Annotated in this window: 15 protein-coding genes; 9 read left to right on the forward strand and 6 right to left on the reverse strand. The window is 60.8% G+C overall.

Translation table 11 applies throughout. The features are described 5' to 3' along the window. The first annotated feature begins 1021 nt into the window (after nucleotides 1-1021). The 3 genes from BBF94_RS17325 to BBF94_RS17335 all read left to right on the forward strand — a co-directional run bounded on the left by BBF94_RS17325 (nucleotide 1022) and on the right by BBF94_RS17335 (nucleotide 7813). On the forward strand, nucleotides 1022-4474 hold the full coding sequence (locus BBF94_RS17325; protein WP_065260208.1) for a GMC family oxidoreductase N-terminal domain-containing protein: 3453 nt from the start codon (nucleotides 1022-1024) through the stop codon (nucleotides 4472-4474). A 200-nt stretch (nucleotides 4475-4674) separates the two neighbouring features. Continuing rightward, the gene (locus BBF94_RS17330) at nucleotides 4675-6543 is read left to right on the forward strand and encodes a c-type cytochrome (protein WP_065260209.1); all 1869 of its coding nucleotides are present in this window, start codon (nucleotides 4675-4677) and stop codon (nucleotides 6541-6543) included. A gap of 25 nt (nucleotides 6544-6568) precedes the next feature. Continuing rightward, on the forward strand, nucleotides 6569-7813 hold the full coding sequence (locus BBF94_RS17335) for a metallophosphoesterase family protein (protein ID WP_065260210.1): 1245 nt from the start codon (nucleotides 6569-6571) through the stop codon (nucleotides 7811-7813). 57 nt (nucleotides 7814-7870) lie between these two features. Here the strand turns inward: BBF94_RS17335 and gbcA are convergent, their stop codons facing one another. Beyond that, entirely contained in the window at nucleotides 7871-9163 is a 1293-nt protein-coding gene (gene gbcA / locus BBF94_RS17340) for a glycine-betaine demethylase subunit GbcA (protein ID WP_065260211.1), read from the reverse strand. Nucleotides 9164-9443: 280 nt separating this feature from the next. Here gbcA and gbcB point away from each other — a divergent pair, with 280 nt between their 5' ends. After that, on the forward strand, nucleotides 9444-10544 hold the full coding sequence (gene gbcB / locus BBF94_RS17345) for a glycine-betaine demethylase subunit GbcB (protein ID WP_065260212.1): 1101 nt from the start codon (nucleotides 9444-9446) through the stop codon (nucleotides 10542-10544). 68 nt (nucleotides 10545-10612) lie between these two features. Here the strand turns inward: gbcB and BBF94_RS17350 are convergent, their stop codons facing one another. From BBF94_RS17350 to BBF94_RS17370, 5 genes are all read right to left on the reverse strand, one after another. Then, nucleotides 10613-10999 (reverse strand): hypothetical protein, encoded by a 387-nt coding sequence (locus BBF94_RS17350; RefSeq protein ID WP_065260213.1) that lies wholly within the window; start codon nucleotides 10997-10999, stop codon nucleotides 10613-10615. After that, nucleotides 10996-12444: a hypothetical protein gene (locus BBF94_RS17355; protein ID WP_065260214.1), complete on the reverse strand. Its 1449-nt coding sequence runs from the start codon at nucleotides 12442-12444 to the stop codon at nucleotides 10996-10998. Before BBF94_RS17355 ends, BBF94_RS17350 begins: the two co-directional genes overlap by 4 nt. Continuing rightward, nucleotides 12441-12926, reverse strand: coding sequence for an Hcp family type VI secretion system effector (locus BBF94_RS17360; protein WP_065260215.1), 486 nt, complete (start codon nucleotides 12924-12926; stop codon nucleotides 12441-12443). Before BBF94_RS17360 ends, BBF94_RS17355 begins: the two co-directional genes overlap by 4 nt. A gap of 91 nt (nucleotides 12927-13017) precedes the next feature. Continuing rightward, entirely contained in the window at nucleotides 13018-13842 is an 825-nt protein-coding gene (locus tag BBF94_RS17365) for an SDR family oxidoreductase (protein WP_065260216.1), read from the reverse strand. A 235-nt stretch (nucleotides 13843-14077) separates the two neighbouring features. Next, nucleotides 14078-15118, reverse strand: a complete 1041-nt coding sequence (locus BBF94_RS17370) for a threonine aldolase family protein (protein ID WP_007959802.1) — start codon at nucleotides 15116-15118, stop codon at nucleotides 14078-14080. 127 nt (nucleotides 15119-15245) lie between these two features. Between BBF94_RS17370 and BBF94_RS17375 the strand changes: the two genes are divergently transcribed. The 5 genes from BBF94_RS17375 (at nucleotide 15246) to BBF94_RS17395 (ending at nucleotide 22113) form a co-directional block, all read left to right on the forward strand. Next, a complete protein-coding gene (locus BBF94_RS17375) occupies nucleotides 15246-15956 on the forward strand; it encodes a TraX family protein (RefSeq protein WP_065260217.1) in 711 nt (236 codons plus the stop codon). A 273-nt stretch (nucleotides 15957-16229) separates the two neighbouring features. Then, nucleotides 16230-17483, forward strand: a complete 1254-nt coding sequence (glyA, locus tag BBF94_RS17380) for a serine hydroxymethyltransferase (RefSeq protein ID WP_065260218.1) — start codon at nucleotides 16230-16232, stop codon at nucleotides 17481-17483. 20 nt (nucleotides 17484-17503) lie between these two features. After that, a complete protein-coding gene (locus BBF94_RS17385) occupies nucleotides 17504-18754 on the forward strand; it encodes a sarcosine oxidase subunit beta (protein ID WP_065260219.1) in 1251 nt (416 codons plus the stop codon). 15 nt (nucleotides 18755-18769) lie between these two features. After that, nucleotides 18770-19099: a sarcosine oxidase subunit delta gene (locus BBF94_RS17390; protein ID WP_065260220.1), complete on the forward strand. Its 330-nt coding sequence runs from the start codon at nucleotides 18770-18772 to the stop codon at nucleotides 19097-19099. After that, nucleotides 19096-22113, forward strand: coding sequence for a sarcosine oxidase subunit alpha (locus BBF94_RS17395; protein ID WP_065260221.1), 3018 nt, complete (start codon nucleotides 19096-19098; stop codon nucleotides 22111-22113). Before BBF94_RS17390 ends, BBF94_RS17395 begins: the two co-directional genes overlap by 4 nt. Nucleotides 22114-22221 lie beyond the last annotated feature (108 nt).

A 22221-nucleotide genomic window follows, 5' to 3' on the forward strand; every position in this document is an offset into this window, starting at 1 on the left:
AGATCACCACCGTAGGCTCCCTCTCCCTCCGGGCGGTCCGACGTTTCGGGAGGGCTGGGGTGAGGGAGGGCTGTTTACCCACAATCCCTGTTGGCGGATCTGTGGATAACGTGTTCGCCCCTCCCTGAACCCCACGCCAATCAAGCCTTCCAGCCCTAAGGTCAAAAAACGATCAGCCTAACTTGCGGTTTTTTCGGGCTTTTTCCCAAAGATAACTTCTCAAGTTGCCCCCAATCTCTGTTGGCCCTTCTGTGGATAAGATGTTTGCTTTCCGCTGAGAACCCTATAAACCGTGGTTTGCGCAGGGTTGGTCAAAAAACGTTCAATTCAGCCGTTTAACCCACCAATCCCTACACAAGCCCCGATTTATCAAAGCCCCCAACGCTTTTCCACAGCAACCGCCAAGTTACCCCCGAACTCTGTTGGCGCTTCTGTGGATAAGGTGTTTGCCATCCTCTGCAGGCCATGTATTACGTGCTTTTCAGGATGTTGATCAAAAAACAGACAATCGCCACCGGAAACCCTGCTTCTGGATAAGTCACGGTTTTTCTTCACAAAAGCCCCGTTATTTTTCCGTGTCATCCACAGTTGTCCCCATTTGCTGTGGGTGCCTGTGTGGATAACTTGTTTGCCAATCTCTGCAAGCCCCGCCAGCTATAGTCCAAATGGCAATTGATCAGATTTCATACAGTTCTAAGGGCCTGCCTTGACTTCAAACCGGCCGCTGTCTTCACTGCAATTGCACAAGGATCGCCGTCACTTATCCACATCCGGTTCAGGGAGAACGCGTGATGGATACCCAGCCACATCGCTCACCCCTCAATCCCCGCTTGCTGTCAGCCCAGAAGCCGCGCACGCGCACATTGCGCCGTGCCGCCAATCAGCACGCCCGTCTGTAGCGCCTGAAAACTGCCTTCACCGTTGTACTGCCGCCGAGCTTGCCGGAGGCCAGGTGCCCGTTCGTCCATCGATTGCAGGCAACCGCAGAGTTGCCCCATCTGCCTGAGAGAGGAATCCCCTCATGACACGGATCGCAACGCCCATCAGCGACATCAAGGAACACTACGACGTGATCGTCATCGGCTCCGGATACGGCGGCGGCATTGCCGCGTCGCGCCTGTCCCGGGCCGGAAAACGGGTGTGCCTGCTGGAGCGCGGCCGGGAAATCCAGCCCGGCGAATATCCCAACACCATGATCGCCGCCACCGAGGAGTTGCAGGTGCACGATCCTGACGGCCATATCGGCTCGCGCACCGGGCTGTTCGATCTGCACGTCAACGCGCAGCAAAACGTGGTGGTCGGCTGTGGCCTCGGCGGCACGTCGCTGATCAATGCCAACGTTTCGCTGGAACCGACAGCCGATGTATTCAAGGATCCACGCTGGCCGTTGGCGGTACGCGAGGACCGCGATGGCTTGCTCAAGGCGGGTTACGAAAAAGCCCGGGAGATGCTCAAGCCCAACCCTTACCCGAACACCGCGCCGGATCTGCCCAAGCTCGATGCCAACAAAAAATCCGCGGACTTCCTCCAGCAAGGCGCGCATTTCTACAAGCCGCCGATCAACGTGACTTTCGACAAACTGCCGAACAACCTCAATCACGTCGGTGTCGAGCAACTGCCCTGCAACCACTGCGGCGACTGCGTTTCGGGCTGCAACAACAAAGCCAAGAACACCACGCTGATGAACTATCTGCCGGACGCTACCAATCACGGTGCGGAGATTTTCTGTCAGGCCCAAGTGCGGCATCTGGAGCGCGATGGCGATGGCTGGATCGTGCACTTTCAGTATCTGGACAGTGGCCGCGAGAAGTTCGACGCACCGACGCTGTTCGTGAAGGCCGACATTGTCGTGGTATCTGCCGGTACCCTGGGCTCCACCGAAATTCTCCTGCGTTCGCGGGACAAGGGCCTGGTGATGTCCGGGCAGCTCGGCGAGAACATGAGCGGCAACGGCGATATTCTCGGCTTCGGCCACAATTGCGCCCAGACCATCAACGGCATCGGTTTCGGCACCCATTCGGCCAAGGAGATGAAACCGGTCGGCCCGTGCATCACGTCGATCATCGACATGCGCACCGAAGGTGACAGAAGCAGCCAGATGGTCATTGAGGAAGGCTCGATCCCGGGCGCTCTCGGGCGGCCGATGGTGCCGGCAATGGCCGGGTTCGCCGAGCTGATCGGCGTGGCCACCGACGACAGCTTCAGCGGCAAGGTGAAGTACAAGGAGCGCGAAGCCGAAAGCTTCCTGCGCGGCCCGTATTATGGCGCGCTGCACAACATGCAGACGTATCTGATCATGAGTCACGACAGCGGCCAGGGGCGCATGGTCCTCGACAGCAAGGATCAACTGCGCATCGACTGGCCGGGCGTCGGCGAACAGGAAAACTTCAGGATCGGCAACGAGCGGCTGCACCAGAGCACCAAGGCACTGGGCGGGATCTGGGTCGAGAACCCGATCTGGACCAAACTGCTCAGGCACAGCATCGTCTCGGTGCATCCGCTGGGCGGTTGCGTGATGGGCGAAGACGCTACGCAAGGTGTGGTCAACCACAAGGGCCAGGTGTTCAGCGGCGCCAGCGGCACCGATGTCTACGCCAACCTGTACGTGACCGACGGTGCGGTGATTCCTACCTCATTGGCGGTCAACCCGCTGCTGACCATCTCCGCCGTCAGCGAACGCAACATGGGTCTGCTGGCCGCCGACCGTGGCTGGAAAATCGATTACACGCTGCCCTCGGCACCGCGCAAACAACCGGTGCCACCGACGCTCGGCGTACAGTTCACCGAGACCATGAAAGGCTACTTCTCCCGGGCCTTCACCGCTGCGCAGAGCACGGATCTGAAGGTCTACGAGGCGGCGGCCAAACGCGGCGAAGCGGACAATTCGCCGATCGACTTCACCCTGACCATCACCGCCAACGACCTCAACCGGATGATCAAGGAGCCGGAGCACGCGGCAACCATCGTCGGTACGGTGATCGCGCCGGCGCTGTCGCCGCAGCCGCTGACTGCCAACAACGGCGTGTTCAACCTGTTCGAGCAATTCGAGCAGCAGGTCGACACGCGCCACATGAAATACGACATGAAACTGACCGCCGAGGACGGCAACGATTATTTCTTCAGCGCCTTCAAAACCGTGCCGGAAGACAACGGCGTGCTGAATATCTGGCACGACACCAGCACGCTTTACGTGACCCTGTATCGCGGGCCGGACAAGTCCGGCGAGGTGATCGGTTCGGGTGTGATGCACATCGAGCCGGCGGATTTCGCCAAACAGATGACCACCATGAAAGTGCTCAATGCGCGCAACGAGCGTGAGCGCATCGAAGGGCTGGCACGGTTCGGCAGGTTCTTCGCCGGGATTCTCTGGGAGAGTTACGGCGGCGTGTTTGCCGGCGACAAATACTTCAACCCCGACGCGCCGCCACGCTTGAAACGGCCGCTGGATGCGCCGACGCCGGATGTGCATTTCTTCCCCACCGAGGACGGGGTGGAACTGCGCCTGAGCCGCTATCAGGCCGGCAGCAAAGGCCCGGTGATGCTGGTTCACGGGTTGGGTGTGGGCTCGAATATCTTCTCGACCGATACGATCCAGACCAACCTGCTGGAATTTCTCTGCAAGCACGACTACGACGTGTGGCTGCTGGACTTCCGGGTGAGCATCCTGCTGCCGGCCAGCAAGAAGGAGTGGAACGGCGACCAGATCGCCCGGTACGACTTCAAGGCCGCCATCGGGCAGATCCAGCAGCGGACCGGTGCGAAGGATGTGCAATGCGTGGTGCATTGCTACGGCGCGACCACGTTCTTCATGTCGCTGCTGGCCGGGTTGCAGGGCGTGCGTTCGGTGGTCTGCTCGCAGATCGCCGCCGACACGGTGGTCGCGACAGCAACAGGGCTCAAGGCCGGCCTGCACTTGCCGGGGATGCTCGACGCCATCGGCATCAAGTCGATGACGGCGTATGCCGACAGCAAGGAGAACTGGTTCAACCGCCTCTACGACAAGGCCCTCAACGGCTACGCACGGATCGAAGCCCAGGGTTACTGCACCAACCCGGTTTGCCACCGCATCACCTTCATGTACGCCTCGCTGTACCGCCACGACACCCTCAACGAGACGCTGCACGACAACCTGCATGAACTGTTCGGCGAGTCGAACATCGAGACCTTCGAACACCTGGCGCTGATCGTGCGCAAAGGGCACCTGGTGGATTTCAAGGGCAACGATGTGTACATGCCGCACTTCGACCGGCTGACCATGCCGATCTGCTTCATCAGCGGTGCGGAGAATCAGTGCTACCTGCCGGAAAGCACGCTCAAGACCTACCAGCGTGTCTGCGAGAAACACGGACCGGAGCGTTACAGCCGGCATGTGGTGCCGGGTTACGGTCACATCGACTGCATGTTCGGCAAGAACGCGGTGGTCGATGTGTATCCGATCATCCTGGAGCACTTGGAGAAAACCGCCCTCGGTTGATGAAGTGTTCCTGTGGCGAGGGAGCTTGCTCCCGCTGGGCTCCGAAGCGGCCCTAAAACCTGAGCATGCGGTGTTCCTGAAACACCGGCATCTGCTGGTTTCACGACTGCTGCGTAGCCGAGCGGGAGCAAGCTCCCTCGCCACAAAGGCTCATTGATACCGGGTATTTTTCTTGAGGTCTGCACAAGGAAATGGATGACATGGACAGCTACATCCGCTGGTTTCAACGTTTCATCTGGCTCGGCATAGCGATGAACATGGTGTTCGCGATCCCGGCGCTGTTCGCGCCGGGGTTGCTGACATCGGTGGTCGGCCTGCCGCCGCAACTCTCCGATCCGTGGCTGGAAAACGCCGGGATGCTGCTGGTAGGCATCAGCGTGTTCTACATGCCGTCGGGCTTCAATGCACCGCGCTACGTGGTGCATTCCTGGCTGTGCGTGCTGACGCGGCTGATCGCCGTGGCGTTCTGGATCTACTTGATCGACACCAGCAGCCAGGGCTCGCTGTTCGTGCCGATGTTGATGGGTGACCTGAGCTTTTTCCTGATCCTCGGGATTCTGCTGTACCTCGGCACCACTCCTGAGAATCGACCCCTGGCGCTGCTCTGTGACGGCTGGCGTGAATGGCGGGCGGCGTGGGCGCGGCACTGGCAGAGTCATGCATTCAGGGTCGGCACGCTGGTGGTGGTCGCGCTGCTGGCATTCATCGGCTACCAGACCTGGTATCAGATGCTGCGGGTGGTGCCGGAGCAGGAATATGCCTCTGACGAAGATCACTACAAGTACGCCGCGATCGGCCTCGGCATCGAAGCACGAATCCCGTATTACCTGTTTTCCGTGCTGCCGCAGATGTGCCCGGAAAAACTGCCGAAACCTGGCGGCTGGGAAGTCTTCGGCTTCCTGTTCGAGAACGGCAAGGACCTGCCGATCGGCATGGCCAAGCGGCAGATCGGTTACCCGACGGTGGAGCCGAACTGCGCGCTGTGCCACACCGGCTCGTATCGGGCCAATGCCGGCGACGTGGCGGTCAATGTGCCGAGCGCACCGGCCAATACCCTGCAACTGCAAGCCTTCCAGTGGTTCGCCTACGATTGCGCCAGCGACCCGAAATTCACCACCGACGCGGTGATGGCGGCGATCAACGGCAAGTTCCAGCTCGGTTTTTTCGAGCGGCTCTACAACCGCTACCTGATCATCCCGATGGCCAAGACTGCGCTGCTCAAACAGAAGCAGGCCTATGCGTGGCAGAAACTGCGCCCGCCGCAGGGGCCGGGGCGTACCGACACGTTCAACCCGACGAAAATGGTGGTGTTCGGCTTCCCGGATGACTCGACCATCGGCACCGTCGACCTGCCGCAAGTGTGGAACCAGAAACCCCGGGAATCGATGTACCTGCACTGGGACGGCAATAACAACAAGATTCACGAGCGCAACTACGCCGCCGCCATGGCGGTGGGAGCGACGCCGGAATCGGTGCTGCCGCCGAGCTTCAACCGCGTGACCAACTGGCTGCTCGGGCACAAGGCTCCGGCCTGGCCGTGGGCACTGGATCAGGCCAAAGTCGCCCGGGGCAAACCGATCTGGGAAGCCAATTGCGCCGGTTGCCACGACTTCGGGCGTGCCGACACCGGGCAGGTCACCACCAACATCGACCAGCTCGGCACCGATCCGCATCGTCTGGATTCGTTCACCACCGGGCTGGTGGCGGCGTTCCACACCTTCAAGAAACCGCCGTTCGATTTCGGCGCCTACCGCAAGACCCAGAGCTACAGCAACACGCCCACCGACGGCATCTGGCTGCGCGCGCCGTATCTGCACAACGGTTCGGTGCCGACCCTGTGGGACCTGCTGCAACCACCGGAAAAACGTCCGCAGGTGTTCATCACCGGCTCCGACATCTACGACCCGGTCAACGTCGGTTTCGTCACCAGCGGCGCCCAGGCGAAAGCCTCGGCGGACTTCAAGTACGACACCCGCCTGGAGGGCAATCACAACAGCGGTCACCTGTATGGCACGACGCTGTCGGACGACGACAAACGTGCGCTGATCGAATTCATGAAAACCCTGTGAACCCCTACGGATAGAGGATTACGCCATGTCAGCGGTCGGTCATCTGAAACACGAGTACGACAAAGTCAAGGTTCGCCTGCACGGTTTGCTCACGCGGATCGAAATGGCCTGGATGAAACTCATCAGCGAACTGGAACCCGAAGAGTTCCAGGCCATCATCAAGCTGCTGCAGCGCGGTCACGATCAGGCGCAGTACGTGCTGAAAAACGGCGAGTTGCCGGCCGACGAGCCAGCGGTGCCCTGGGAGTTGTCCCACGGTTTGTCGATTCTGCGTATCGGCAATGCGACGCCGTTGCCGCAATCGCCCGATCAACTGCAGACCCGGGTGCTCAAGGACGGCACGCTGCTGGGCTGTCGCAAATGGGAGTTGCTGGATCTGTTGTGGAGCGAAGCGCTGCTCAAATGGATCGAAAACCTGCGGCACCACGCCACCTTCGGCACCGATCCGGCCATGGTGACCATGGGACGTGAAGTGACGCTGGCGATTGCCGGCGACTGGGGCACCGGGCCGTTCAACAGCCATGCGCCAGCGGTTTCAGTCGCCAACCAGATGCAACTGGCCAACGCCGACTTCACCATTCACCTGGGGGATGTCTATTACGCCGGTACCCATTCCCAGGAAGACACCGACATGTCCGGCTGGCCGATGGGCACCCACGGCTCGTTCACCCTCAACTCCAACCACGAGATGTACAGCGGCGCCCACGGTTATTTCAAGGAACTGGCCGCGCGTTTCCCGGGGCAGCAGGGCACCAGCTACTTTGCCCTGATCAACGACGACTGGCTGATCGTCGGGCTGGACACGGCGTACGCCTCGGACGTGATGAACCTGTACATGGACGGCACGCTGAACGAGCCGCAGATCGCCTGGATGAAGGGCTTGCCCAAACGCAAGAAACTCATGGTGCTCAGCCACCATCAGGGCTTCGACATTACCGGGCACAACAAGACCGCGTTGTATCAGCCGGTGTGCGATGCACTGGGGCGCGAGCCGGATTACTGGTACTGGGGGCATCTGCACAACGGCATCGTCTATGCCACCCAGGGCGGGTTGCATGCGCGCTGCGCCGGACACGGCGCAATTCCCTATGGCACCACCAGCGAGCTGAACGGGCATTCGCGGATACTGTTTTCCGAGACGCAGGATGCGAAGGATCCGGACTATCCGCTGCGGGTGTTGAACGGGTACGCCAGGATCAGGTTGGTGGGGGAGGAGATTTTCGAGGAGTTTATCGGGGAGGATGGATCGGTGAGGTGGTCATCCCAATGATGCGGTGATTGTGTGATCGTTCCCACGCAGAGCGTGGGAACGATCTGTCAGGTGCGATCAGCCTTGGACCGGCACGCCTTTGAGGTACGGCGCAGGCTCGGCCCCCAGGTTGCTCAGCATCCGCTCGCTGTACCAGTCGACGAAGTTGACCACGCCAAACTCATAGGTCTTGGAGTAAGGCCCTGGCTGGTACGCGGTGGAGTTGATGCCGCGCTGGTTCTCTTCGGCCAGGCGACGGTCCTGGTCGTTGGTGGCGTCCCACACCTTGCGCATGCGCTCGACGTCGTAATCCACGCCTTCCACGGCATCCTTGTGCACGATCCACTTGGTGGTGACCATGGTTTCCTGGGCACTGATCGGCCACACGGTGAACACGATGATGTGGTCGCCCATGCAGTGGTTCCACGAGTGAGGCAGGTGCAGGATGCGCATCGAGCCCAGGTCCGGGTTCTTGATCCGGCCCATGAGTTTGGCGCAGCCCTGCTTGCCGTCCATGGTCATCGACACGGTGCCCTTGAGCAGCGGCATGCGCACGATGCGGTTGCGCAGACCGAAGCTGGCGTGGGCGTAAGGGATCTTTTCGGCTTCCCACGCGGCAGCAGAAGCGGCGACATGATCCTTGAACGCCTGGTCGGCGCGCGGGTCGGTGACGTCGTCCCACTCCAGCAGGGTTTTCAGCAACTCCGGGTGCGAACCGTTGCAGTGGTAGCACTCGCGGTTGTTTTCCAGCACCAGTTTCCAGTTGGCCTTTTCCATCAAGGTGGTTTGCACCGCCACCTTGGTGTTCTCCATGTCGTAGGGTTCCATGTAGTGGTTCAGGGTCGACAGGAAGTCATCGATGGCTGGCGGGTTTTCGGCCAGGCTGACGAAGATGTAGCCGCCGGCGGTCTTCACGTTCACCGGTTTGAGGCCGTACTGATTCATGTCGAAATCGGCGCCCATCTCGGTACCGGCGAACAGCAGGCGACCGTCCAGTTCGTAGGTCCACTGGTGGTAGTGGCAGACCAGTTTGGCGACCTTGCCCTTGTCGCTGGTGCACAGGCGCGAGCCACGGTGGCGGCAGACGTTGTGGAATGCATGCACCACGCCTTCGGCGCCGCGAATGACGATGATCGGGTTCTTGCCGATCTGCAGGGTCAGGTAGTTGCCCTTGGCCGGGATTTCGCAGGTCATGCCGGCGATCAACCATTCCTTCTGGAAGATCTCCTGCATGTCGATATCGAACAGGCGCTCGTCACTGTAGAACGGTTGCGGCAGCGAGAAGGTGCGTTCGCGCTCCTGCAGCATTTGTGCGGTGGCCTTGCGTGCGGGTTCCAGCGGGTCGCCCAGGCTGATTTTTGCGGTGTCCATCGATGAATTCCTCAAGGCCATCTGCGTGGCCGCGAAAGTGGCTGATCAGGGTTGCAGCGCAAGGTGTAAAGAAACCGTTTGTGTTGGGGCGAGTGTGGGGCCGGCGCAGGCGAGAACCTTATCCATGGGCGACATGGTGCAATCTGTTCCCGACGCGCAACCCCCGGTGCCTGAAGGCTGGTCGCGATAAGTATGTGAATGTCGCGGATAGGTAAACGGGGCGTTCAAGCTATACGCAGAATCGCCACATGAAGGCCGACAGTCGGCCGTGGAGAACAGCATGTCGAACAGCTTCCTGAATCCGGTCACCACCCAGACCTGGGCCAATGGCCGACACATCGTCCGTTGCGTCAAAGTCATCCAGGAAACCTGGGATGTGCGCACCTTCTGCTTCATGGCCGACCAGCCGATCCTGTTCTTTTTCAAGCCCGGGCAGTTCGTCACCCTGGAGCTGGAAATCGAAGGCCAGCCGATCATGCGCTCGTACACCATCTCCAGTTCGCCGTCGGTGCCCTACAGCTTTTCGGTCACCATCAAGCGGGTGCCGGGAGGCAAGGTGTCCAACTGGCTGCACGACACGTTGCACGAAGGCCAGGAACTGGCGGTGCACGGCCCGGTCGGGCTGTTCAACGCCATCGATTTCCCGAGCCCGAAAGTGCTGTACCTCAGCGGTGGCGTCGGCATCACTCCGGTGATGTCCATGGCGCGCTGGTTCTACGACACCAACGGCAACGTCGACATGACGTTCATCCACAGCGCCCGCTCGCCCAAAGACATCATTTACCACCGCGAGCTGGAACACATGGCGTCGCGGATCGACAACTTCAGCCTGCACCTGATCTGCGAGAAGCATGGCCTGGGCGAACCGTGGGCCGGGTATCGCGGCTACCTGAATCACAAAATGCTGGAACTGATGGTGCCGGACTTCCTTGAACGCGAAGTGTTCTGCTGCGGCCCGACGCCTTACATGAACGCGGTCAAACGCTTGCTGGAAAACGCCGGCTACGACATGAAGCGCTACCACGAGGAATCCTTCGGCGCCACGCCACCGGAAGCCCGCGCCGACGCGGTGGAACAGGCCGAACAGGCTGCCGAAGCACCGGAAATCCCGGCGGCGGATCTGCACCTGGTGGAGTTCACCTCATCGGACAAGAGCATCCGCGTGGCCCCGGGCGAGACCGTGCATGCGGCGGCGGCCAAGGTCGGCCTGATGATCCCGAAAGCCTGCGGCATGGGGATCTGCGGGACGTGCAAGGTGCTCAAGCTCGGCGGCGAAGTGGAGATGGATCACAACGGCGGGATCACCGAGGACGACGAGGCTGAGGGGTACATTCTTTCTTGCTGCAGTGTGCCGAAGGGGGATGTTCGTATCGAATATTGAATTCAGTATGCAGGCTTTGGGGGCGGTCTCTCGTAGGGGAGATCGTATGAAGTCATCAGTTGCTGTTTTTAAATAAACTCTAATGCGGCGAGAAGTCCAAAGAGCAAAAAAATCAAGCCGGAAATTCTCTGATATTTATATAGTGTAAGTAGCGTGCGTTTGAAGTCTGGCGGAAAATTTTTAATATCTTTTGCGCTCAGTTTCCCTTGATAAAGGTAGATTTCTGGGCGTTTCAGGAAGCTAAAAATTTCCCCCATCATGTAGATCCGCCCCCGCACACCTCCATGCCATAGCATCATAAGGCCTCCGGCGATCGAACTGTTTTGAAGGCTGTTCATTATTAGTTCTATTTTTGTTTTTGCGATATATAAAACGATGCAGTTAATTATTATGAGTGCGGCGAAGTTTATGATGTTTAGAATGATAAAAGCATCTCTTGCAGTTTCATAACTCATCGGGTTTTCTCGTAAATCAATTCACCGGCGATTTCACCGCCTTTTTCGCCCATATAGCCGACCGTAAAGGATCCGGCTCCCGCAACCAGTACTCCACACAGTACCCCGGCGATTCCTGCGGTCGATACCCCGAGTGCTACGCAAATGGTGGAGGCCGTGCTTGCACCTACTGCAGAACCGACAGTTCCTCCCAGAAAACTTCCGGTTTCGGTGAATTTAATCTTTTCGCACGCCTCGGCGCTCCCGTTTGTACAGACATCCCGAACCTTCATTGCCGAAGCTCCGCCACCCACGGCTGTACCAATCCATCCTCCATATTTCACGTATTGCGAGGCTTTCACCACGCCTTGAATGTGACTGGCATATCCGGGTGCCTGGCCGATGCCGCCAGCCTTCCTCCAGCGGTGCACCAGGTGCGGATGCTCGATCCCTAGAGCAATCTTGAGATTTGGGTAATCAGGGAGGCCAATGACTTTCTTCGTCAATCCGGTGAGTTGTCCGTCCAGCCGTTTAAGTAATTCGGCACGCCGCTTTTTGAATGCCTTTGAGTTCAGGCTTCCATTGGTCTCGATAGTGCTGATATGCAATGCCTCAATGTCTTTCAAAGCGGCTTTTATGCCATCCAGATGATTAGCCGCCATGGCCGTCCCAACCCCGATAACTTTCGACCCATCTGAAAGCGTCCTTCTGATGACCTCATAGTGCTGCGCAAAAAAGTCCGCCTCTTCCACCGTCAACGGCGCCAGCGCCATGCTGACGATGTGCGCCGTTTCCATCAGCAGTGATTCTTCATAGGTGCATTGCTGATTGTCCGGGTCGCTCAGGACAATCAGCGTTCCGGCTTTCACCATGGCTTCCAGCGGATTGAGGCTTTTGAATCTGGCGATGACATTCGGGTTGGGCGACGGAAACAGTCGCGCCTGCAGTTTCTCGGCGGGCATGCTTTTGGGCACGATGTAGAACCCTGGCTCCTCCGGTGCCGGCAATTCCTGGGGCCAGTGTTCGCGGGGGAAAAATCGCAAGTCGTTGACTGGATGCGCAGAAGAGAGCGGGGCTGAGTTCAGGCGCGTCACTTTCAGATTCTGCTGGTGAACGGCCCGCAGTAAACGTTGCGGATCCGGATTCGCTGCGGCATGTGGAAGCATCGACAAGCGTCGTGTCCTGGCCGTGTCGGTGAGCGCGCCGTGTCTGTTTTGCTGCAGGGCACGAGACTGGTTCAACAGGTTTCGTTGTTCCTGCGCAAGCGCGTCGATTCCTTGCTGCGCAGTCAGGCGTCCGTCCGCTACCTGCTCGGTAATTCGCTTGGCGAAGTACGCGACTTGTTGATGGAATTGCACACGTGCAATGCCATACGCCAGATGACGGTTTCCGATGGTCAGAGCCTGTCCAAGCAGGTTGCCGGCGACGTCCTGCACATCGCACAGATCATGCTGTCGTGAACTCAACCCGCTTCACCCCACGAGGTATAGCCAGTGGTGCCTGCAATGTGATGTACCCAACTGATGCCGCGGTAACGAATGGCCAGTTGTTCTTGAGGCTGGGCATCGTTTTGCAGAATGACATGGGGCACATCCTGCGACAGTTCAGCGAGAACCGCCCCGTCGAGGGTGATCGAATAGAATTTTTCCTGCTGCCCCTGGGGCGAAGTGCGGTAGAGACTGATCGTACAGTCCAGTTCTTCGCAGTTCGAGTGGGCCTGAGCCAGCAGTGGGGAGGATTTGTCGACGGCTTTGGTGATGATGACTGGACGGTGGACAGCCTTGCCGAGATTGGCGTCGCGGCGCATTTCATGGCTCAGGGCGAACACCATGATTTCATCGGTATGGGCCGTCTGGTATTTGTTGCCGATCGATTCCGGCGTCGAACATCCGGCTGAAATAAGGCCCTGGATCTTGCCGGTGATGGTCATATAGGCTGGGTTCGCCATAGTCTGTACGCCTCGAAAAATGGAGTCGGCAGTCTATGGCGAGGTTTGTTTGAGTGATGTAGGACCTGGCGTAGGTCGTTTCTGAAAATGCTCAGTCGATAAACAGGTCTGTCATCAACTTCGCATCACTCCCAGGCTCGAAGCGGTAATGGTCGAATTCGCTCACGCCGCTCTCCCGCAAGATCTCCTCATCAATCAACAACCGCCCGGTAATCCGTCGCCCGCTGCTGCCCAGAATCACGTGCGCCGCATCCGCCATGATCTGCGGGGTACGCGCATGCTTGAACGACTCCCGGTTGCCCAGCTGAAATTCGATGGCAGCAGTGGCGATCATGGTTTGCGGCCAGAGCGAGTTCACACTGATCCCGTAGTTGGCGAACTCCTCGCTCATGCCGACCGTCAGCATGCTCATGCCGTACTTGGTCACGGTGTAGGGGCTGTACTGGGCGAACCATTTGCTGGCCATGTTCAACGGCGGCGACAGGTTGAGAATGTGCCCCGAAGATTTCTTCAGGTAGGGCAGGGCCGCCTGGCTGCACAGCAACACGGCGCGGGTGTTGATCTGGTGCATCAGATCGAAACGCTTGAGTTCGATGTGCTGCACACCGGTCAGCTTGATCGCCCCGGCGTTGTTCACCAGTGCATCGATCCCGCCGAAATGCTCGTTGGCCTGGGCCAGTGCCTGGCGCACCGCCTCTTCATCGCGAACATCCAGTTGCAGCGCAAGCGCCTTGCCACCGGCCGCTTCAACTTCCGCAGCGACGCTATGAATGGTGCCGGGCAGCTTGGCGTGGGGTTCGGCGCTCTTGGCGGCGATCACGATGTTGGCCCCGTCCCGCGCAGCCCGCAGCGCAATCTCGCGCCCGATGCCACGGCTGGCGCCAGTGATGAACAAGGTTTTGCCTTTTAGCGACATGCGCAAGCTCCTGCTTGTTGTTATGTGAGCGAAGGCTCGATAAACAATGTAGACGATGGAGCGCAAGCAGCCCGTCCCTGACCTGATCGTTCCCACGCTCCGCGTGGGAATGCAGCCTTTGACGCTCCGCGTCATGACGGTGGCAGGCGTTACATCGGCGGTGCGGCAGGAACGCGGAGCGTCCCGGGAGGCATTCCCACGCGGAGCGTGGGAACGATCAGGAGAAGGGAGGCGATCAGGCCGACATGACTTCGCGAATGTCGCGAGCCAGCTCGCGTACGCGTTCTTCTTCGGTGTCCCACGAGCACATGAAGCGTGCGCCGCCCTTGCCGATGAAGGTGTAGAAGCGCCAGCCGCGTGCGGTCAGGGCGGCGATGGCCGGTTCCGAGAGTTGCAGGAACACGCCGTTGGCCTGGACCGGGAACATCAGCTCGACGCCCGGAATGTCGCTGACCAGTTCCGCCAGCAGTTGCGCGCAGTGGTTGGCGTGGCGGGCGTATTTGAGCCAGGCGTCGTTTTCCAGGATGCCTACCCACGGGGCCGACAGGAAGCGCATCTTCGACGCCAGTTGCCCGGCCTGTTTGCAGCGGTAGTCGAAGTCTTCCGCCAGTTTGTGGTTGAAGAACAGGATCGCCTCACCCACCGCCATGCCGTTTTTCGTGCCGCCAAAGCACAGCACATCGACGCCGGCCTTCCAGGTCAGGTCCGCCGGCGAGCAGCCGAGAAATGCACAGGCGTTGGAGAAACGCGCGCCGTCCATGTGCAGGTTCAGGCCCAGTTCCTTGCAGGTGTCGCTGATGGCGCGGACTTCTTCCGGGGTGTAGACGCTGCCGACTTCGGTGGCCTGGGTCAGGGTCACGACGCGGGGTTTGGGGTAGTGGATGTCCTGACGCTTGAGGGCGACTTCGCGGATCGAGGCCGGGGTGATCTTGCCGTTCTCGGTACCGGCGATCAGCAGTTTCGAGCCGTTGGAGAAGAACTCCGGCGCGCCGCATTCGTCGGTTTCGACGTGGGCGGTTTCCGAGCAGATCACGCTGTGGTAACTCTGGCACAGCGACGACAGGGCCAGGGAGTTGGCGGCGGTGCCGTTGAAGGCGAAGAACACTTCGCAGTCGGTCTCGAACAGCTTGCGGAAATAATCGGAGGCGCGTGCTGTCCATTCATCGTCGCCATAGGCGCGCTGGTGGCCGTGGTTGGCCTGTTCCATGGCAGCCCAGGCTTCAGGGCAGATACCGGAGTAGTTGTCGCTGGCGAATTGTTGGCTCTTGTCGGTCATGGCCGGCTTCCGTGATCGAGGCGCTTGTGGCGCTTCGTTGGTCAATGATGGTGCGCACTTTACCGAAGATCATCCGGGGAGCACACGGGATGTCGCTGTCAGAACTTTACAAGGATGCGAGCCGATTATGCACCTGAGCCGGCGCGACGGCGCACTCGATCTGCTCAAGTGGCTGGCACTGCTGAGCATGCTGCTCGATCACCTGCGATATGTCGGGATCAGCGCCGATTGGCTGTATGTACCGGGGCGGCTGGCGTTTCCGTGGTTCTGCCTGGCGATGGCGGCGAACCTGGCCCGTGTCGGCCCCGTCAGGACCGAATGGCGCTATCTGTGCCGCTTGCTGCTGTTCAGTCTGCTCAGCGAGATTCCCTACCGTTTGTACGTCCCCGATCCCGACACCTTGAACGTGATGCCCACGTTGGCGCTGGGCCTGCTGGTAGCGCGGGGCTGGCAGGATCGGGCGCCGCTTTCACGGCTGCTGGGCGTCGGCGCCTTGCTGGTGGCGGGTTTCTTCCCGCAGTGGCTGATGTTCGGTCTGTTCGGTGTTCTGTTGCCGCTGGCGCTGCTGCTGGTGTTTCGTCGGCACTGGGCCTTTGGCCTGCTGCCGGGGCTGGTGTGTCTGGCGGCGAATCAGTGGCAGGTGCTCTTCGAATCCGCGCAGTTCGGCAACCGTGTGGCGGCCTTCGGCATTGTGGCCTGCCTGATCGCGCCGCTGTGCGGAATGTTCCTGTTGCGACATGCCGCTTTCCTCCGCGCGCCCCCCCTACGTCGCTGGGCGTATGCGCTCTATCCCGCGCATTTCCTTGTGCTGTTCGCTCTCCGCGCGGCATACACATAACCCTGTGGGAGCGAGCCTGCTCGCGAAAGCGGTCTGTCAGGCCACTTCAATGTCGGATGTGCCTGCGTCTTCGCGAGCAGGCTCGCTCCCGCAGGGATCTGCGCCGATTCGAAAGAGGGCATTTCACGCCATGTCGTAAACGCACCTTTGCGTGGCGTCCGTAGGCATTTGAGCTGCCTGCGCCGGCCATACCATCGGCATCAAAGGGCACTGCCATCATTGCCAGTGCCTTACCGAGACGAATGGCGCACAGATGCCGCTGGGAGAGACGCGATGTTCAGCAAGCAAGACCGGATCCAGGGTTACGACGATGCACTGCTGGCGGCGATGAATGCCGAGGAGCAACGTCAGGAAGATCACATCGAGCTGATCGCGTCGGAAAACTACACCAGCAAACGCGTGATGGAAGCGCAGGGCAGCGGCCTGACCAACAAGTACGCCGAAGGTTATCCGGGCAAGCGTTATTACGGTGGCTGCGAGCACGTCGACAAGGTTGAAGCGCTGGCCATCGAGCGCGCCAAGCAACTGTTCGGCGCCGATTACGCCAACGTCCAGCCGCACTCCGGCTCCTCGGCCAACAGTGCCGTGTACCTGGCCCTGCTGCAGGCGGGCGACACCATTCTCGGCATGAGCCTGGCCCACGGCGGTCACCTGACCCACGGCGCCAAGGTGTCGTCCTCGGGCAAGCTGTACAACGCCGTGCAGTACGGTATCGACACCAATACCGGTCTGATCGATTACGACGAAGTCGAGCGTCTGGCCGTCGAGCACAAACCGAAGATGATCGTCGCCGGTTTCTCGGCCTACTCGAAAACCCTCGACTTCCCGCGCTTCCGTCAGATCGCCGACAAGGTCGGTGCGCTGCTGTTCGTCGACATGGCCCATGTCGCCGGTCTGGTGGCCGCCGGTCTGTACCCGAACCCGCTGCCGTACGCCGACGTGGTCACCACCACTACCCACAAGACCCTGCGCGGTCCCCGTGGCGGCCTGATCCTGGCCAAGGCCAACGAAGAAATCGAGAAGAAGCTCAACGCGGCGGTATTCCCCGGCGCCCAGGGCGGCCCGCTGATGCACGTAATCGCCGCCAAGGCCGTGTGCTTCAAGGAAGCGCTGGAGCCAGGCTTCAAGGCCTATCAGCGACAAGTGATCGACAACGCCCAGGCGATGGCGAGCGTCTTTATCAAACGTGGCTACGATGTAGTGTCCGGCGGCACCGACAACCACCTGTTCCTGGTCAGCCTGATCCGTCAGGGCCTCACCGGTAAAGACGCGGACGCCGCTCTCGGTCGCGCTCACATCACCGTCAACAAGAACGCCGTACCGAACGACCCGCAGTCGCCGTTCGTCACTTCCGGCCTGCGCATCGGCACCCCGGCGGTGACCACGCGCGGCTTCAAGGTGGCGCAGTGCGTGACGCTGGCCGGCTGGATCTGCGACATCCTCGACAACCTCGGCGATGCCGATGTCGAGGCCAATGTCGCCCAGCAGGTTGCGGCCCTGTGCGCAGACTTCCCGGTTTATCGCTGAGCGTTCTGGAGTAAATGACTATGCAACGCTATTCGGGCTTCGGCCTCTTCAAGCACTCCCTCAGCCACCACGAAAACTGGCAGCGCATGTGGCGCACGCCGACCCCGAAAAAGGTCTACGACGTGGTCATCGTCGGCGGCGGCGGGCACGGTCTGGCGACGGCCTACTATCTGGCCAAGGAACACGGCATCACCAACGTGGCCGTGGTCGAGAAGGGCTGGCTGGGCGGTGGCAACACCGCGCGCAACACCACCATCGTTCGCTCCAACTATCTGTGGGACGAGTCGGCGCACCTGTACGAACACGCGATGAAACTGTGGGAAGGCCTGTCTCAGGACCTGAACTACAACGTGATGTTCTCTCAGCGCGGCGTCTACAACCTGTGCCACACCCTGCAGGACATCCGTGATTCCGAGCGTCGGGTCAGCGCCAACCGCCTCAACGGCGTCGATGGCGAACTGCTCAATGCCAAGCAGGTCGCGGACGAAATCCCGTACCTCGACTGCTCGAAAAACACCCGTTACCCGGTGATGGGCGCCACCGTCCAGCGTCGCGGCGGCGTGGCCCGTCACGATGCCGTGGCGTGGGGCTTTGCCCGTGCCGCCGACGCCCTCGGCGTCGACCTGATCCAGCAGACCGAAGTGATCGGTTTCCGCAAGGAAAACGGCGTATGCATCGGTGTCGAAACCAACAAGGGCTTCATCGGCGCCAAGCGCGTCGGTGTGGTCACCGCCGGCAACTCCGGGCACATGGCCAGGCTCGCCGGTTTCCGTCTGCCGATCGAATCCCACCCGCTGCAAGCGCTGGTATCCGAGCCGATCAAGCCGATCATCGACAGCGTGATCATGTCCAACGCCGTGCACGGATACATCAGTCAGTCCGACAAGGGCGACCTGGTGATCGGCGCCGGTATCGACGGCTACAACGGCTACGGCCAGCGCGGTTCGTACCCGGTGATCGAGCACACCATCCAGGCCATCGTCGAGATGTTCCCGGTGCTGTCGCGGGTGCGCATGAACCGTCAGTGGGGCGGCATCGTCGACACCACGCCGGACGCCTGCCCGATCATTTCGAAAACTCCGGTACCGAACATGTTCTTCAACTGCGGCTGGGGCACCGGCGGCTTCAAGGCCACACCGGGCTCGGGCAACGTGTTTGCCGCGAGCCTGGCCAAGGGTGAAATGCACCCGCTGGCCGCTCCTTTTTCCATCGACCGCTTCCACAGCGGTGCGTTGATCGACGAACACGGCGCTGCGGCTGTCGCCCACTAACAGGAGAAATTTCCCATGTTGCATATCTTCTGTCCTCACTGCGGCGAACTGCGCTCCGAAGAGGAATTCCACGCCTCCGGCCAGGCGCACATCCCGCGTCCGCTGGATCCGAACAGCTGCACCGACGAGGAGTGGGGCGACTACATGTTCTTCCGCGACAACCCTCGCGGTCTGCACCACGAGTTGTGGGATCACGTCGCCGGTTGCCGCCAGTACTTCAACGTCACCCGCGACACCGTGACCTACGAGATTCTCGAAACCTACAAGATCGGCACCAAGCCGCAATTCACCGACAAGGCTGACCCTGCGAAAACAGCCGCGCCGGCGCTGGGAGAGAAGGTATGAGCCAGACCAATCGCCTGTCCAACGGTGGACGGATCGACCGCAACAAAGTGCTGAGCTTCACCTTCAACGGTCAAAGCTACAAAGGCTTCGAGGGCGACTCGCTGGCCTCGGCGCTGATCGCCAACGGCGTCGACATCATTGGCCGCAGCTTCAAGTATTCCCGCCCTCGCGGCATCTTCGCCGCCGGTGCCGAAGAACCGAACGCGGTGCTGCAGATCGGTGCCACCGAAGCCACCCAGATCCCTAACGTGCGCGCCACGCAACAGGCGCTGTATCAGGGCCTGGTCGCCACCAGTACCAACGGCTGGCCGAGCGTCAACAACGACATGATGGGGATTCTCGGCAAGGTCGGCGGCAAGCTGATGCCGCCGGGTTTCTACTACAAAACCTTCATGTACCCGCAATCGTTCTGGATGACGTACGAGAAGTACATTCGCAAGGCTGCCGGTCTGGGCCGTTCGCCGACCGAAGTCGATCCGGACACCTACGACTACATGAACCAGCACTGCGACGTGCTGATCGTCGGCGCCGGCCCGGCCGGTCTGGCCGCTGCCCTCGCCGCTGCGCGCAGCGGCGCGCGGGTGATCATTGCCGATGAACAGGAAGAGTTCGGCGGCAGCCTGCTCGACTCCCGCGAAAGCCTCGACGGCAAGCCTGCCGTGGAGTGGGTCGCCAGTGTGGTGGCCGAGCTGAAGAACACTCCGGACGTGCTGCTGTTGCCGCGTGCCACGGTCAACGGTTACCACGACCACAACTTCCTGACCATTCATGAGCGCCTCACCGATCACCTCGGCGACCGCGCGCCGATCGGCCAGGTACGTCAGCGCATCCACCGCGTCCGCGCCAAGCGTGTGGTGCTGGCGACCGGTGCCCACGAGCGTCCGCTGGTCTACGGCAACAACGATGTGCCGGGCAACATGCTGGCCGGTGCGGTGTCGACCTACGTGCGCCGTTACGGCGTGGCACCGGGTAAAAAACTGGTGCTGACCACCAATAACGATCACGCCTACCGCGTTGCGCTGGACTGGCTCGACGCCAGCCTGCAAGTGGTGGCCATCGCTGATGCCCGCAGCAATCCGCGTGGCGCATTGGTTGAAGAAGCCCGCGCCAAAGGCATTCGCATCCTCACCGGCAGCGCCGTGATCGAGGCCCGTGGCAGCAAGCGCGTGACCGCTGCCCGGGTGGCGGCCATCGATGTGAAAGGCCATGCCGTGACCAGTCCGGGCGAGTGGCTGGACTGCGACGTGATCGCCAGCTCCGGCGGCTACAGCCCGGTGGTGCACCTGGCTTCGCACCTGGGCGGCAAGCCGATCTGGCGCGAAGACATCCTCGGTTTCGTACCGGGTGAAGCACCGCAGAAACGCGTGTGCGTCGGTGGCGTCAACGGTGTCTACGGTCTCGGCGACTCCCTGGCCGACGGTTTTGAAGGTGGCGTACGCGCCGCAGCAGAAGCCGGTTTCCAGACCGTGGAAGGTGTGCTGCCGAAAGCCCTGAGCCGCCACGAAGAACCGACGCTGGCGCTGTTCCAGGTGCCGCATGAGAAGGGTACTTCCCGGGCGCCGAAGCAATTCGTCGACCTGCAGAACGACGTGACCGCCGCCGCCATCGAGCTGGCGACCCGCGAAGGTTTCGAATCGGTCGAGCACGTCAAACGCTACACCGCGCTGGGCTTCGGCACCGATCAGGGCAAGCTCGGCAACGTCAACGGCCTGGCGATTGCCGCCCGTTCGCTGAACGTGACCATCCCGCAGATGGGCACCACGATGTTCCGTCCGAACTACACGCCGGTAACGTTCGGTGCGGTAGCGGGCCGTCACTGTGGGCACATCTTCGAGCCTGTGCGTTACACCGCGCTGCATCAGTGGCACCTGAAAAACGGCGCCGAGTTCGAAGACGTCGGCCAGTGGAAACGTCCGTGGTACTTCCCGAAAAACGGTGAAGACATGCATGCCGCGGTCAAGCGCGAGTGCAAGGCCGTGCGCGACAGCGTCGGTCTGCTGGACGCTTCGACCCTGGGCAAGATCGACATCCAGGGCCCGGACGCTCGCGAGTTCCTCAACCGCGTGTACACCAACGCCTGGACCAAGCTCGATGTGGGCAAGGCCCGTTACGGCCTGATGTGCAAGGAAGACGGCATGGTCTTCGACGACGGTGTGACGGCGTGTCTGGCGGACAACCATTTCGTCATGACCACCACCACCGGCGGCGCGGCTCGCGTACTGCAATGGCTGGAGCTGTATCACCAGACCGAATGGCCGGAACTGAAGGTGTACTTCACCTCCGTCACCGACCACTGGGCGACCATGACCCTGTCCGGCCCGAACAGCCGCAAGCTGCTCAGCGCCGTGACCGACATCGACCTGGGCAACGAAGCGTTCCCGTTCATGACCTGGAAAGAAGGTCTGGTCGGCGGTGTGCCGGCGCGGGTGTTCCGTATCTCGTTCACCGGCGAGCTGTCGTACGAAGTCAACGTCCAGGCCGACTACGCGATGGGCGTGCTGGAAAAAATCGTCGAAGCCGGCAAGCAGTACAACCTGACCCCGTACGGCACCGAAACCATGCACGTGCTGCGGGCCGAGAAGGGTTTCATCATCGTCGGCCAGGACACCGACGGCTCGATGACCCCGGACGACCTGAACATGGGCTGGTGCGTCGGCCGCACCAAACCGTTCTCGTGGATCGGCCAGCGCGGCATGAACCGTGAAGACTGCGTGCGTGACCAGCGCAAGCAACTGGTGGGCCTGAAGCCGATCGATCCGACCAAATGGCTGCCGGAAGGTGCGCAACTGGTGTTCAACACCAAGCAGACGATCCCGATGACCATGGTCGGCCACGTGACCTCCAGCTACGCGCACAACTCCCTCGGCTATTCGTTTGCCCTGGGCGTGGTCAAGGGCGGTCTCAAGCGCATGGGCGAGCGGGTGTTCGCGCCGCTGGCGGATGGCAGCGTGATCGAGGCGGAAATCGTTTCTTCGGTGTTCTTCGATCCGAAGGGTGATCGCCAGAACATCTGACGGCTCGAGAATGGTGGGCGGGCGGCTATTCGCGAGCAGGCTCGCTCCCACATTCGACCGCGTTCCCCTGTGGGAGCGAGCCTGCTCGCGAATGCGGCAGATCAGCCA

It is taken from the genome of Pseudomonas bananamidigenes, assembly GCF_001679645.1.
Lineage (GTDB): Bacteria > Pseudomonadota > Gammaproteobacteria > Pseudomonadales > Pseudomonadaceae > Aquipseudomonas > Aquipseudomonas bananamidigenes.